Source organism: Halomonas citrativorans, assembly GCF_900163645.1.
Taxonomy (GTDB): Bacteria; Pseudomonadota; Gammaproteobacteria; order Pseudomonadales; family Halomonadaceae; genus Vreelandella; species Vreelandella citrativorans.
This window is the reverse complement of sequence record NZ_FUKM01000057.1, coordinates 125,511-139,955: the sequence shown is the minus strand read 5'-3', so window position 1 is coordinate 139,955 and position 14,445 is coordinate 125,511. Positions and strand designations below refer to the sequence as shown.

The following is a 14,445-nucleotide window of genomic DNA, read 5'->3' as shown; positions in this document are numbered from 1 at the left end:
CGCCGTTCTCCTTGTATCCGTTACGCGTCACTATCAATTAAGTGCTACGCGACCATCAAAAACGCGTGTAGCCGGGCCGACCATAATCAGGGACGCTTCCGGGTCGGGCCACTCTATCGTCAGCTCGCCGCCGGGCAGGTGAACGTTCACCGGGCTTTTCAGGACGCCCTGGCGGATTCCGCTAGCAACGGCGGCGCACGCACCGGTACCACAAGCAAGCGTTTCGCCACTGCCCCGCTCAAATACCCGTAGACGAATCTGGTTAGCCGAAAGAACCTGCATAAAGCCCACGTTAACACGCTTGGGGAAGCGAGGGTGCGCTTCCATCAACGGCCCAAAACGCTCAACCTGGGCGCGCTCCACGCTTTCCACCTGCAATACCGCGTGGGGATTACCCATGGATACCACACCGATGTGAAGCGTTTCACCGTCGACCTCAAGTTCGTGTAATGGTTGGTCGCCTGGGGCTTCAAAGGGCAGTGCCGCCGGGCTAAAGCGTGGTCGCCCCATATCGACACGAACAAGGCCATCGTGCTGTACGTGCAAAACCAGCGGGCCACCGGCTGTTTCTACGTGAATCTCATGCTTGTGGGTCAAGCGCTGGTCGCGCACAAAGCGCGCAAAGCAACGAGCACCATTGCCACAGTTCTCCACTTCACTTCCGTCGGCATTAAAAATACGGTAGCGGAAGTCCATCTCGGGGTTGCGGGGCGGCTCAACCACCAGCAGTTGATCAAAACCAATTCCAAAGCGACGATCGGCCAGCTGTTGGATATGCTCCTCACGCAGCCGGGCACGCTGGGTTACCAGATCAACGACCATAAAGTCGTTGCCCAGACCGTGCATTTTGGTGAAATGCAGAAGCATTAGCGCGCTCCTTCAGGCAGCAGCGCTTCGCCCGCCCAAAGGCTTTCGACCGTCTCCCGACGCCGAACCACGTGACACGTATCGCCATCGACCATTAGCTCGGCCGGACGCGGGCGGCTGTTGTAGTTGGACGCCATGACAAAGCCGTAAGCACCCGCTGAACGTACCGCCAGAAGATCGCCTTCAGCAATCACAAGCTCACGCTCTTTACCCAGGAAATCGCCGGTTTCGCACACTGGGCCGACCACGTCATACACCGCACTTGGGCGAGTTTCACGGGTGTCCACCGGCACGATAGCCTGCCACGCCTGATACAGCGCCGGGCGAATCAGGTCATTCATGGCCGCATCAACAATGGCGAAGTTCTTGGTTTCGCCGGGCTTCAGGAATTCAACCCGCGTCAGCATGACACCTGCATTGGCGGCAATAGAGCGGCCTGGTTCAAACAGCAGCGTCAGATTTTCGCCGCCTTTCCAGCGCGACAGGCGAGCTAACAGTTGGCTTGCGTAATCAAACGGCTGCGGGGGCGTTTCATCCCGGTAAGGCACGCCCAAACCGCCGCCCAGATCCAAATGATCAATCTCGATACCCCGTTCGCGCAGGCGCTCCATCAGCATCAATAGCCGATCCAGTGCGTCCAAAAACGGAGCGGTTTCAGTCAACTGCGAACCAATATGACAATCCAACCCCTTCACCTGAAGATTCGGCAGGCTGGCGGCCAGCTCGTAAACCTCAAGCGCGTCATCAACCGCGATGCCAAACTTGTTGTCTTTAAGCCCAGTGGAGATATACGGATGCGTGCCCGCATCCACGTCCGGATTCACGCGTAGCGAAACCGGGGCGATTTTACCCAACTCACCCGCCACGGCATTTAAGCGCTCAAGCTCGGGGCGCGACTCGACGTTAAAGCACTTGATGCCCACCTCAAGCGCGCGCGCCATTTCATGGGGCTGCTTGGCAACGCCTGAAAACACCACTTTTGCGGGGTCGCCACCGGCGGTTAATACACGCTCAAGTTCACCGACCGAGACAATATCAAACCCAGCGCCTAGCCTTGCAAGCAGGCCCAACACCGCCAGGTTAGAGTTGGCTTTAACGGCGTAGCAGATCAAATGCGGATGGCCGCCAAGCGCTTCGGTGTAAGCGCGAAAGTGGCGCTCAAACGTTGCCTTGGAATAAACGTAACAAGGCGTGCCGTGCTCTGCGGCGATCTGCGAAAGCGGCACATCTTCGGCGTAAAGCACGCCGTCGCGGTAGTTAAAATGATCCATAATGTCGTCTCTCCTGCAGCCGCTTACCCAGCCTGTTCGGCCACACCGTTATCGGGTGAGTTATCGTCGGGCAGGTAAAGCGGCCCCTTCTGACCGCAACCCGCGACGAATAAAGCGATGATCGCGATAAGCGCTAATGTTTTCATGCCTGACCCTGCAGTAACGAGAGCGCCTCGCGGGCGCGCTGTGCTGCGGCACGTACCTGATTGGGCGCCGTCCCGCCAATGTGATTACGCGCGGCCACCGAGCCTTCCAGCGTCAGTACGTCAAAAACATCCTGCTCGATGATAGAGGAGAACTGTTGAAGCTCTTCCAGGCTCATTTCCGAGAGATCTTTTTGGGTTTTTAGGCCGTAAGCAACTGACTGACCGACGATTTCATGGGCATCGCGGAAGGCAACGCCTTTACGGACCAGGTAGTCGGCAAGGTCGGTGGCGGTAGAGAACCCACGCCGCGCCGCTTCATACATGCTGTCTTTTTTCGGCTCAATGGCAGGCACCATATCCGCGAACGCTTTCAAGCAGTCGCGCACCGTATCCACCGCATCAAACAGCGGCTCTTTATCTTCCTGATTATCCTTGTTGTAGGCCAGCGGCTGCGACTTCATCAGCGTCAGAAGGCCCATCAAATGACCATATACGCGGCCTGTTTTACCGCGTACCAGCTCTGGCACGTCAGGGTTTTTCTTCTGCGGCATGATGGAAGAGCCGGTGCAGAAGCGGTCAGGCAGGTCGATAAAGTCAAACTGGGCGCTGGTCCACAGCACCAACTCTTCGCTCATGCGTGACAGGTGCATCATCAAGATGCTGGCAAAGCTGGTGAATTCAATCGCGAAGTCGCGATCCGACACGGCATCCAGCGAGTTCTCTGCCGGCCGGTCAAAGCCCAGCAGCTCCGCAGTAACGTGGCGATCAATCGGGTACGTAGTACCCGCCAGCGCAGCGGCGCCCAGCGGCAGTACGTTCACGCGTTTACGGCAATCCAGCAGGCGCTCATGGTCACGGGCGAGCATTTCCTGCCAGGCCAGCAGATGATGACCAAAGGTGACCGGCTGGGCGGTTTGCAGGTGGGTAAAGCCGGGCATGATGGTATCGGCTTCGCGGTCGGCAAGCTCGATCATGCCTTCGCGCAGGCGCTTTAATTCCACCTCAATGACGTCAATCTCGTCGCGCATAAACAGGCGGATGTCGGTCGCTACCTGATCATTACGCGAACGACCGGTGTGAAGCTTCTTGCCAGTGATACCGATCTTGTCGGTCAGGCGTGCTTCGATATTCATGTGGACGTCTTCAAGCGGCACCGACCAGTTAAATTCGCCGCGCTCGATTTCACCTTGAATTTCGGTCAAACCGTTAATAATCGCGTCGCGTTCTTCGTCGGTCAGCACGCCTACGCGGCTAAGCATGGTGGCGTGGGCAATAGAGCCCTGAATATCCTGGCGCGCAAGGCGCTGGTCAAAGGTGACAGACGCGGTAAAACGCGCCACAAAGGCATCGGTAGGCTCGCTGAAGCGACCGCCCCAGGACTGATTCGTAGCTTGGCTCATCGGAGGTATATCCTGCTGACAAAACAAAAGAGTCGATGGCGGAAAGTGTAACAGAGTCATTGCGCTTATGGCTTGAGTTCGGGCCGCCTACATTTGCAGAGTAATGGCGTTTGGCCCGCCGAGCACTTATCTTTAAGGCAATTCTTTAAGACTGCTCTTGGAGACAGCTTTTGAAGACAGTGGCTTAAAACAGCTTCTTAAAAACAGCCAGTTATTTTTACTGTGCGCCCGGGTGCTTTATGATGAGACACATCATAGCTTGACGCGCCGCGTCAGCGGCAAAGGGAGAATAACGTGTCATCCATCACCAAACTGCGTATTGCTACGCGGAAAAGTCAGTTGGCCATGTGGCAAGCCGAGCACGTCCGTGACCGCTTGATGGCTGCCCATGAGGGCCTTGAGGTTGAGCTGGTCGCGCTCTCTACTAAAGGCGACAAAATTCTCGACACCCCTCTGTCTAAAATTGGCGGCAAGGGGCTATTTGTTAAAGAGCTGGAAGACGCCATGCTGGATGGCCGCGCGGATATTGCCGTCCACTCGATGAAGGATGTCCCCATGCTTTTCCCCGAAGGCTTAGGGCTTTCGGTTATTTTAGAGGGCTCAGACCCTACCGATGCGTTTGTATCCAACCATTATAAAAGCATCGATGAATTGCCTGAAGGGGCCAAAATAGGCACCGCCAGCCTGCGTCGCGGGCTCCAACTTCGTGAAGCTCGCCCTGACCTGCAAATTCTCAGCCTGCGCGGCAACGTGCAAACCCGGCTGGCCAAACTAGACGATGGTGAATTCGATGCCATTATCCTGGCGACCTCTGGCTTAAAACGCTTGGGCCTTGAAGAGCGTATTGCCCAGGCACTGCCGCCAGAAGTGTGCCTGCCCGCCTGCGGCCAAGGCGCGCTGGGCATTGAGTGCCGCCTGCATGACCCGGAACTGATCGGCCTGCTGGCTCCGCTGGATGACCCGGACACCGCCACCCGCGTACGTGCAGAACGCGCCATGAATACGCGCCTGGAAGGCGGCTGCCAAGTACCGATTGCCGGTTTCGCGGTGCTCGACAAGGCCAATGAGACGCTGTGGCTGCGCGGGCTGGTGGGCAATCCTGAGGGCACCGAAGTATTGCGTGCTGAAGGCCGCGGCTCAATGTACGAGCCTGAAGCACTGGGCATTCGCATTGCCGAAGAGCTGCTTGACCAGGGTGCAGGCGATATTTTGGCCGAGGTCTACGGCAACCACGTATGACACAGCCAGTGCTGATCTGCCGACCTGGCAAGCGCGGTGAAGTGCTTGCCAATACGCTGCGCGCAACGGGCGCCTGGGTAGAGCCAATGGCGGTGATGAGCCTTCAAGCGCTACCAGAGGACCCGCTGATGCGCCGCGTCTGGCTGGATATTGACCAGTACGACAAGGTAATAGTGGTTAGCCCCTTCGCGGCCCTGTGTTTAGGTAACGCGCTGGATCGCTACTGGCCACAGCTACCCACTGGCATTGCTTATTATGGCGTGGGGAGCGCTACGGCAGAGGCACTGTTTGACCAGTTGGGCGTACGGGTACGCATCCCATCAGCAGCGGCTGACAGACCCGGTGCTGACCAACAAAAGGCTGGAAATGAGCGCGGCGATAACACCAGCGAGGCACTTTTAGCGCTCGCCTCACTGAAGAATGTCGCACATCAGCGGATATTACTGGTGGCGGGAGAAGGTGGCCGAACGCTACTGGCCGAGACGCTGACAGAACGCGGTGCTCAGATGACCCGGGTCGCTGTGTATCGGCGCATTTTTCATCCGCCTTCGGCCTCACTCCAGGCCCGCCTTGCTACGGGAGATTTTCGAGCACTCATCGTCACCAGCAGCGAACTGCTCGAACATCTGGCAAAATGGTGTGATCAAACAGCGTTGAACCAACCGCTAATCGTTTCCAGTCAGCGTTTAGCTACACTGGCCGGTACACTGGGTTTTTGTGACCTCAAGGTGGCGTCGGGAGCAACGCCAGCTGCCCTTGCAGCTGCGTTGGACAGGTCCTGTAACCCTATGGGTGCCGATGTCGATCAAGGAACTTAATTAAGGGCTAGCGACAGATGAGCAAACAACCAAACGACCAGGAAGACGTACAAAAAGCGTCCGCCGACGCGCCTCAAAAAAGCGCCAAGCCGGGCGAAACTGCCGCGTCTGCCTCAACTCCCTCGCCATCCAGCGCGGTTGACAGCAGCCCGCCCGCAAGCTCAGCTGCTCAGCCATCAAGCGACGCGCCGAAAAACGCTAGCTCTCGTCGGCGTGGTAAAAACAGCGGCAAGCCTGGTACGACATCTGCCACCGCATCCCCCTCCAGTACGACGCCTAACGGCGAGAAGCCGACAGCTAGCGTCACTGAACCTGCCACGGCTAAAAAAGAGCCCAGTGGCAGTACAACAACGCCCAATCGTCCCTCCGGTAACGGTGGAAAAGGCACAACGCCGCCTCCCCCAAGTGGAGGTGAGCAGCATAAAGGCGGCAAAGGCGGCCTGTTAGCCTTGGTGTTGGTACTAGTGCTGGGCGTGGCGCTTATTGTAGTGGCCTGGCAGGGCTGGCAACGCCTTGATAGCCAGCAACAGCGCATCAATGCGTTAAGCCAACAGACCGACAGCAGCGCGACTCAGCAATCCGTGAGCGACCTTGAGTCACGCATTGAAAGCAGCGAACGCGAACGTACCCAGGCCCTTGATGGCACGCTGGAAGAGTTACGCAGCGAGCTTGATAGCTACCGCAGCGACGTCAACAGCACGATGGATGATGTGCTGAACCAGCTTTCCCAGACGCAAGACACCGACGACCGCGATTGGCTGCATGCAGAAGCGGCCTACCTGCTGCGCCTGGCGAATCAGCGCCTCCAGCTTGAAGGCGATGTAGACGGTGCTGCTGCGCTGCTGCGTACCGCCGACGCCCGCTTGGCGGATGCTGACAACCCGGCGTTAACCGCCGTGCGTCGTGATATTGCTAACGAGCTTGCCGCACTGGATGGCGTGCCGCGGGTGGATCGTACGGGACTCTATCTAGCGCTTAATGCGCTGCAAGAGCGTGTTTCCAGCCTGCGTCTTTCGCAGGAAGTGGAAGAACGCGCCATAACCTCTGGCATTGAGCAGCCGCCTACCGGCAACTTCCAGCGTCAGCTGGCACGTTTTGGTGAAGAGCTTAAAGATCTGGTCGTGATTCGTCACCACGACGAACCGATGGAAATGCTGGTCACTCCCGAGCAAGAGTCATACCTGCGCCAAAGCCTGCGCTTGATTCTTGAGCAGGCCCAGCTTGCCCTGTTGAAAGAGGAGCAGCCACTGTATGAAGCCAGTATCGATAAAGCGCTGGAATTACTTAATGGCTACTACGACCTGGACAGCGACGCCACGCAAAGCGTGATCTCAAGCCTTCAGGAGCTTAAGCAAGCGGATATTGAGCCCGAACTGCCGGATATCAGTGCCTCCCAGCAGGCCATGACCCACTTTATTGAAAACCGCTTCAGGACGCGCCAGCAAAACGGCGAAGAGGGAGGTGATGCATGAGAAAACTTATTCTCCTGCTGGTCGCGGGTCTAGCCGTCGGTGCCCTGTTTGGGCACCTGATGATGTCAGTACCTGGCTACTGGTTAATTCGGGTAGGTGAAACCTCGGTCCAGACCTCGTTCTGGTTTGGCCTGATTCTGCTACTGGCCGCATTTATTGTGGTGCATTTTGCGCTGCGGCTGCTAACCGGCATTATCCGCCCTGTGGGCCGTTTCCGTACCTGGAACAGCCGTGCGCGTAATCGCCGTGCCATGAAGCGTACCGTGCGTGGTTTGGTCGCCTTGACGGAAGGCCGCTGGAAAAAAGCTGAAAAAACCCTGGTACATGCCGCCAATGACTCCAGCACGCCGCTGGTTAACTACCTGTCGGCCGCCCTGGCAGCACACTACCAGGGTAACCACACTAAATCTCAAGAGCACCTGAACCAAGCGCAGCTCACCACTGAGGGCGCCGGCACGGCTATTGGCTTGATGCAGGCGCAGTTGATGATTGATCGACAGCAGCCTGAAGAGGCGCTGGCAATTCTGAATCGTCTGGACAGAAAACTAAGCGACCACCCGCAGGTACTGAAACTGCTCAAGCAGGTACACCTGAGCGTCAACGACTGGGAAGGCCTGCGCTGGCTGCTGCCACGCTTGGCTGCCCAAAAGCTGATTGCCCAGCAGGAGCGCGAGCAGCTTGAGTTCAAGGCGTACCGTGAGCTGATTCTGTTTGAAGCTAAAAACCCCGGTAATATCGAGCGCGTTCGCGGCCTCTGGGCAGACATGCCCGAGTACCTGCGCGGCAATACCGAACTGATCGTGCTGTACACCGATGCGCTGGTCCAGTCTAACGAAGAGAGCATCGCCGAGCGTCTGCTGAACCACTCGCTGGATCATCACTGGGATGCCCGGTTGGTGAAGCGTTACGGCCTGCTGAACGTGCACGCGGCGCGCCAGTTGGCAAAAGCTGAAAAGTGGTTGCAAGAGCGCCCCAATGACCCCGAACTGCTGCTGACCTGTGGCCGCCTCTCACTGCGTACCGGCAAGTGGGAAAAAGCTCTGGAGTACTTTGAGGCCAGCCAGCGCCAGCGTCCCAATGGTGAGGTGTGCGCCGAGCTTGCGCGCCTCTACGCAAGCCTTGGCGAACACAATAAAAGCCAGCTTTACTACCGTCACAGCGTAGAAATGCTAGCGCAGTCACTGCCTTCGCTCCCCCAACCCAGCGATGCCAGCGACAGTCAAAAATCGGATACGAAAGCGACCAAAAAACGCGCTTAAGGTACGCTACGAAAAAGGGGCGCCCTGCGAGGCGCCCCTTTTTTATGCCGTTGACCCGTCCTGAATAGCGTTTGCCGTCACGCCTGCGGTGGAGACGTTGCCGCCTTTAGAGACTGCTCTTCAGCTTGCGTGGGCACAGCCAGCTCTGACGTACAGTGTCCGCAGCGGGTCGCCTTGATAGGTACCGTCATAAAGCAATACGGGCAGGGCTTTTCGACCGGGCTTTTGGGCGCCTCCACCTCTTCGCGCTTTAAGCGGTTGATGGTTCTCACCAGCATGAAGACCACAAAGGCAACAATCGTAAAACTGACGACCGCATTGATAAACAGACCAAGATTGAGCGTCACCGCACCGTCTGCCTGAGCCGCCGCAAGTGTGGGGTACGATGCTGACGTTGCTCCTTCTCGGAGCACGACAAACAGGTTAGAGAAATCGATACCGCCGACCAACAGGCCGATCACCGGATTCATGACATCCCTTACCAGGCTTTGCACAATCAGTGTAAACGCACCGCCGATAATGATGCCCACCGCCATATCTACCACATTGCCTTTAACGGCAAACTCGCGGAACTCCTTGAAAAACCTGGCCATTGATGCCTCCTTACGCATTCAGATTATGAGCTTATAGCGTTTTGTGTGCAAAGCCTTTGGGTTCAATGACTTATTAAAACGACACTGAGTGTTGAAAAACCGTTTCGCTAATCACTGACACCCGCTTAGCATCGGTATTTACCACTTTCAAAGCGACCTCAAGCGTTCTATTTGCGACACCCATTGAGTTACTTTTCAGATTGCTTTGTCAGTATAAGAGTCATTCGTGCCAATATGCAGGCAAGCAGCACGTATCTAACGCAGGGGCTCAAAACAAGACACCAGCGACATAGAACGATAATAAAAAGAAAATCAATGATGTTAGGTGATAGAGGTAAAGACCATGACCACCGATCAATCCAAAAAAACCATGCCAGTAGGTCACTCGCACATACCGCAAACGCTCGGCTTTCTGCTGCTGGACAACTTCACCCTCATTTCGCTGGCGTCAGCGATTGAACCACTGCGCATGGCAAACCAGCTGGCGGGGCGAGAGCTTTACCGCTGGTATACCTTGACTCAGGACGGTGCACCGGTGCGCGCCAGCGACGGCCTTAATGTGACGCCGGACGCCTCTATCCACGCACCGCTCTCACTTGACTGGGTGGTCGTATGTGGCGGGGTCGCTCCTCAGCACAGCGTTAGCCGCGAGCATATTCAATGGCTACAGGCTCAGTCGCGCCAACTGCGACGCTTGGGTGCTATCTGTACCGGTAGCTGGGCGTTGGGCCAAGCGGGCTTGCTGGACCATTATGAAATCAGCATTCACTGGGAGTGCCTGGCCTCCATTCAAGAGGCGTTTCCGAAAATCGCCCTGACGACGCGGCTGTTTTCCATTGACCGTGACCGTTTCACTGCCTCGGGCGGAACGGCGCCGCTGGATATGATGCTCAACCTGATCGCTCACGATCACGGCAAGGAGCTTTCCGCAGGTATTTCCGAAATGTTCGTCTATGAGCGTATGCGCAACGAGCAGGATCAGCAGCGCGTGCCGTTAAAACACGTGCTGGGTACGACGCAGCCCAAGCTGCTGGAAATCGTCGCGTTGATGGAATCCAACCTTGAAGAGCCGCTTGAGCTTGATGAGCTGGCAAACTATGTCGATGTTTCCCGCCGCCAGCTGGAGCGGCTGTTCCAACGTTACTTGCACTGCTCGCCCTCCAGGTACTACCTAAAGCTGCGCCTGGTCAGGGCGCGCCAATTGCTCAAGCAAACGCCTCTCTCAATCATTGAGATTGCCTCGGTATGCGGCTTTGTTTCTACCCCGCATTTTTCCAAGTGCTATCGGGAATGTTTTGGTATTCCGCCGCGCGATGAGCGCTTGGGCATCCATTCACGCCAAAAAACGCCGGAAAAAAACCCTCCGCTGCTGAAGCGCTGGGGGGTAGAACCTGTCAGCAACGAGCCGGCATCAAGCGCACTGCTGGCCTTGGCCTATGCCCAGGGCGAACCCACCTTTGCCAGCGTTCCTCTTGGCTGAACGGATGTGCCACCGCTGAACTAGAGCTGCCGCAAGGCGGCTCTTTTTTTGTACCGTGTTTTCTGCTTATTCACCAGGCTTCCTGCACCTGCATTTCTCATGATGACGCTTTTGGAATTTCCATCGTCGTTTCCAAGCGCAGATAGACACCACCTCAACGCTATGCTCCCTACATAAACAATTCAGGAGCCACGTTATGAACCCTGCCGAATTACACCAGGACGCCATCGTCATTGACGGCCTGATCATTGCAAAATGGAATCGCGAACTGCTGGAAGACATGCGCCGTGGCGGCCTGACGGCAGCCAACTGCACCGTCTCGGTTTGGGAGGGATTCAAGGCAACGGTGGACAATATTGTCGCCTCCAACAAACTGATGGAGGAGTGCAGCGACCTGGTTCGCCCGGTGCGTACCACCGCTGACATCATGCGCGCCAAGGAAGAAGGCAAGACCGGGATCATTTTCGGCTTCCAGAATGCCCATGCCTTTGAAGACCAGATCGGTTATGTCGAGATCTTCAAACAGCTCGGCGTGGGCATCGTGCAGATGTGCTACAACACCCAGAACCTGGTCGGCACCGGTTGCTACGAGCGTGACGGCGGACTGTCCGGCTTTGGCCGCGAGATCGTTGCCGAAATGAACCGTGTGGGTATGCTGTGCGACCTTTCCCACGTAGGCGCCAAGACCTCTGAAGAAGTCATTCTCGAATCCAAAAAGCCGGTGTGCTACTCGCACTGCCTGCCTTCCGGACTCAAGGAGCACCCGCGCAACAAGTCGGATGCTGAGCTCAAGTTCATCGCCGACCATGGCGGCTTTGTCGGCGTCACCATGTTCACCCCGTTCCTCAAGAAGGGCGTTGATTCGACCATCGACGACTACTGCGAAGCGATTGAGTACATCATGAACATCGTGGGTGAAGATGCCATCGGTATCGGCACCGACTTCACCCAAGGCCATGACCAGAACTTCTTTGAGTGGCTGACCCACGACAAGGGCTACGCCCGCCGCCTGACCAGTTTCGGCAAGATCATTAATCCCGAAGGTATCCGTACTATCGGCGAATTCCCCAACCTGACAGAGGCGCTTCTCAAGCGCGGCCTGAGCGAATCTCAGGCCAGAAAAATCATGGGCGAGAACTGGGTTAGAACCTTGAAGGATGTGTGGGGCGAATAAGTACATGCACAGCCTGTACTGCCGTTCGACGAGACTCTGGAAGCCGTTGAATAACTCAATGTCTTTTGAATAAATATAAGTGCAAGGAATACAACCGTGACCAAAACCGCCCCCGAACTCCCGATTGACGTCGACAGCGAAACCGGTATCTGGACAACCGACGCGCTGCCGATGCTGTATGTCCCGCGCCACTTCTTCGTCAACAACCACGTCGCCATTGAAGAGGCCCTGGGTGCTGAAAAATACGCCGACATCCTCTACCACGCGGGCTATAAAAGCGCTTGGCACTGGTGTGAAAAAGAGGCCGAACTCCACGGTATGGAAGGCGTGGACGTGTTCGAGCACTACATGAAACGCCTTTCGCAGCGCGGCTGGGGCATCTTCGTGACCGAAGAGATTGACCTGGATGCTGGCACGGCCCGCGTACGCCTTGAACACAGCGCCTTCGTGTATCAGATGGGCAAGGTGGACCGCAAAATCGAGTACATGTTCACCGGCTGGTTTGCCGGTGCCATGGACCAGATTATGAGTGCGCGTGGAAGCTCGCTGCGTACGGTTGCCGAACAGACCCAAAGCGGCGCCGAAAAGGGCTGTGAGTACGGCCTGTTTGTTGTCACGCCCAAGAACTGAGGAGCGTCGCCATGGCATTTGAGGCACTGTTCAAACCAATCCAGATCGGCAGCCAAACCATTCGTAACCGTGTGGTCAGTACGGCCCACGCCGAGGTCTACGCTACCGACGGCGGCATGACCACCGAGCGTTACGTCAAATACTACGAAGAGAAAGCCAAGGGCGGCTGTGGCCTGTGCATCTGCGGCGGCTCGTCGATTGTTTCTATCGACAGCCCCCAGGCATGGTGGAGCTCGGTCAACCTCTCCACCGACCGCATCATCCCGCACTTTCAGAATCTGGCGGACGCCGTGCACAAGCACGGTGGCAAGATCATGATTCAGATTACCCACATGGGCCGTCGTTCACGTTGGGACGGCTACGACTGGTCAACGCTGGTATCACCGTCGGGCATCCGCGAGCCCGTCCATCGCTCGACCTGTAAAACCATCGAAGTTGAAGAGATTCACCGCATCATTTATGACTTCACCCAAGCGGCACGCCGGGCGAAGGAGGGCGGGCTGGATGGCGTGGAGCTATCTGCGGTGCACCAGCATTTGATCGACCAATTCTGGAGCCCACGGGTCAACAAGCGTACCGATGAGTGGGGCGGCAGCTTTGAAAATCGCATGCGCTTTGGCATGGAAGTGCTCAAGGCAGTGCGTGCTGAAGTGGGCGACGACTTCGTGGTCGGCATGCGTATCACCGGTGATGAGTTCCACCCGGACGGCCTGACCCATGAGGACATGAAGCAGATCGCTGCCTATTACGATGCCACCGGCATGGTCGATTATTTCGGTGTGATAGGCTCAGGCTGCGATACCCACAATACCTTGGCCAACGTCATTCCGAACATGTCGTTTCCGCCCGAGCCCTTCCTGCACTTGGCCTCGGGCATCAAGGAAGTGGTCAATGTGCCGGTTATCCACGCCCAGAATATCAAGGACCCCAACCAGGCCCAACGTATTTTGGAAGGCGGCTACGTGGATCTAGTGGGTATGACCCGCGCCCACATTGCCGACCCTCATATCATTGCCAAAATTAAGATGGGCCAGATCGACCAGATCAAGCAGTGCGTGGGCGCCAACTACTGCATCGACCGCCAGTACCAGGGCTTGGACGTGCTGTGCATTCAGAACGCCGCAACCTCGCGCGAATATATGGGCTTGCCGCATATCGTCGAGAAGAGCGAAGGCCCCAAACGCAAGGTAGTCATCGTGGGCGGTGGCCCGGCGGGCATGGAAGCGGCACACGTATGCGCCAAGCGCGGTCATGATGTCACCCTGTTTGAAGCCCAGGATCAGATCGGTGGTCAGATCACCCTGGCCTCGAAAGCCCCCCAGCGCGATCAGATTGCTGGCATCACTCGCTGGTACCAGTTGGAGCTGGCACGCCTTGAGATCGACCTGCGCCTGAATACCCGTGCCGACGAAGCGACCATTGCTGATCTGCGCCCGGATATAGTGATTGTGGCCACCGGCGGGCAGCCGTTCCTCTCCCAGGTACCGGAGTGGGGCTACGACAGCGACCTGGGCAAGAGTTTGGTGGTCAGCACTTGGGACATTCTTAGCGGCAGCGTAGCGCCGGGCAAGAACGTACTGGTCTACGACACTATCTGCGAATTTTCCGGTGTATCGGCTGCTGATTACTTGGCCGACAAGGGATCAAAAGTTGAGATCGTTACCGACGATATCAAGCCAGGGGCCGCAGTAGGTGGCACGACCTTCCCCACCTACTACCGCAGCCTTTATGAGAAAGAGGTCATCATGACCTCGGATCTCGCCCTGCATAAGGTATATCGCGAAGGCGACTCACTGGTGGCGGTGCTTGAAAACGAGTACACCGGCGCGCTGGAAGAGCGGGTGGTGGATCAGGTGGTGGTGGAAAACGGCGTGCGCCCGGATGAAGCCCTCTATTACAGCCTCAAGGAGCAGTCGCGTAACAAGGGCCAGACCGATATCGAAGCGCTCTACGCGATCAAGCCTCAGCCCTGCCTGTCTGAAAGCGGCGATGGCTTCGTGCTGTTCCGTCTGGGTGACTGCACCGCGCCACGCAACACGCATGCGGCCATCTACGATGCGCTGCGGTTGTGCAAAGACTTCTGACACACTAACGCT

At 57.0% G+C, this 14,445-nt stretch carries 13 protein-coding genes; 8 read left to right on the top strand and 5 right to left on the bottom strand.

Annotation, left to right across the window (positions count from 1 at the left end):
* Positions 1 to 33: 33 nt before the first annotated feature.
* Genes dapF through argH form a run of 4 tightly spaced genes read right to left on the bottom strand, consistent with a single transcriptional unit; the run spans position 34 to position 3,684 of the window.
* Positions 34 to 867 (bottom strand): diaminopimelate epimerase, encoded by an 834-nt coding sequence (gene dapF, locus CZ787_RS14500; RefSeq protein WP_087110454.1) that lies wholly within the window; start codon positions 865 to 867, stop codon positions 34 to 36.
* Entirely contained in the window at positions 867 to 2,138 is a 1,272-nt protein-coding gene (gene lysA / locus CZ787_RS14495) for a diaminopimelate decarboxylase (RefSeq protein ID WP_087110452.1), read from the bottom strand. Before lysA ends, dapF begins: the two co-directional genes overlap by 1 nt.
* A 23-nt stretch (positions 2,139 to 2,161) precedes the next feature.
* A complete protein-coding gene (gene lptM, locus CZ787_RS14490; RefSeq protein WP_087110450.1) occupies positions 2,162 to 2,284 on the bottom strand; it encodes an LPS translocon maturation chaperone LptM in 123 nt (40 codons plus the stop codon).
* Complete coding sequence (argH, locus tag CZ787_RS14485; RefSeq protein ID WP_087110448.1) at positions 2,281 to 3,684, bottom strand: argininosuccinate lyase; 1,404 nt, start codon at positions 3,682 to 3,684, stop codon at positions 2,281 to 2,283. The genes lptM and argH overlap by 4 nt, the downstream gene beginning before the upstream one ends.
* Positions 3,685 to 3,978: 294 nt before the next feature.
* Here argH and hemC point away from each other — a divergent pair, with 294 nt between their 5' ends.
* Genes hemC through CZ787_RS14465 form a run of 4 tightly spaced genes read left to right on the top strand, consistent with a single transcriptional unit; the run spans position 3,979 to position 8,472 of the window.
* A complete protein-coding gene (gene hemC / locus CZ787_RS14480) occupies positions 3,979 to 4,923 on the top strand; it encodes a hydroxymethylbilane synthase (protein ID WP_087110446.1) in 945 nt (314 codons plus the stop codon).
* Positions 4,920 to 5,741, top strand: a complete 822-nt coding sequence (locus CZ787_RS14475) for a uroporphyrinogen-III synthase (protein ID WP_087110444.1) — start codon at positions 4,920 to 4,922, stop codon at positions 5,739 to 5,741. The genes hemC and CZ787_RS14475 overlap by 4 nt, the downstream gene beginning before the upstream one ends.
* 17 nt (positions 5,742 to 5,758) lie before the next feature.
* Complete coding sequence (locus CZ787_RS14470; protein ID WP_087110442.1) at positions 5,759 to 7,213, top strand: uroporphyrinogen-III C-methyltransferase; 1,455 nt, start codon at positions 5,759 to 5,761, stop codon at positions 7,211 to 7,213.
* Positions 7,210 to 8,472 (top strand): heme biosynthesis HemY N-terminal domain-containing protein, encoded by a 1,263-nt coding sequence (locus tag CZ787_RS14465; RefSeq protein ID WP_087110440.1) that lies wholly within the window; start codon positions 7,210 to 7,212, stop codon positions 8,470 to 8,472. Before CZ787_RS14470 ends, CZ787_RS14465 begins: the two co-directional genes overlap by 4 nt.
* 77 nt (positions 8,473 to 8,549) lie before the next feature.
* Here CZ787_RS14465 and mscL read toward each other — a convergent pair whose 3' ends face one another.
* Positions 8,550 to 9,065: a large-conductance mechanosensitive channel protein MscL gene (gene mscL, locus CZ787_RS14460; protein ID WP_087110438.1), complete on the bottom strand. Its 516-nt coding sequence runs from the start codon at positions 9,063 to 9,065 to the stop codon at positions 8,550 to 8,552.
* Between the two features lie 343 nt (positions 9,066 to 9,408).
* Here mscL and CZ787_RS14455 point away from each other — a divergent pair, with 343 nt between their 5' ends.
* The 4 genes from CZ787_RS14455 (at position 9,409) to dgcA (ending at position 14,433) form a co-directional block, all read left to right on the top strand.
* Positions 9,409 to 10,545 carry a GlxA family transcriptional regulator gene (locus CZ787_RS14455; RefSeq protein ID WP_217883881.1) on the top strand — a complete coding sequence of 379 codons (1,137 nt, stop codon included), beginning with the start codon at positions 9,409 to 9,411 and terminating at the stop codon, positions 10,543 to 10,545.
* Positions 10,546 to 10,741: 196 nt separating this feature from the next.
* Positions 10,742 to 11,719, top strand: coding sequence for a dipeptidase (locus CZ787_RS14450; protein WP_087110436.1), 978 nt, complete (start codon positions 10,742 to 10,744; stop codon positions 11,717 to 11,719).
* Positions 11,720 to 11,815: 96 nt separating this feature from the next.
* Positions 11,816 to 12,349 carry a 4-vinyl reductase gene (locus tag CZ787_RS14445; RefSeq protein WP_087110434.1) on the top strand — a complete coding sequence of 178 codons (534 nt, stop codon included), beginning with the start codon at positions 11,816 to 11,818 and terminating at the stop codon, positions 12,347 to 12,349.
* An 11-nt stretch (positions 12,350 to 12,360) separates the two neighbouring features.
* Positions 12,361 to 14,433: a dimethylglycine demethylation protein DgcA gene (dgcA, locus tag CZ787_RS14440; protein ID WP_087110432.1), complete on the top strand. Its 2,073-nt coding sequence runs from the start codon at positions 12,361 to 12,363 to the stop codon at positions 14,431 to 14,433.
* Positions 14,434 to 14,445: the final 12 nt, after the last annotated feature.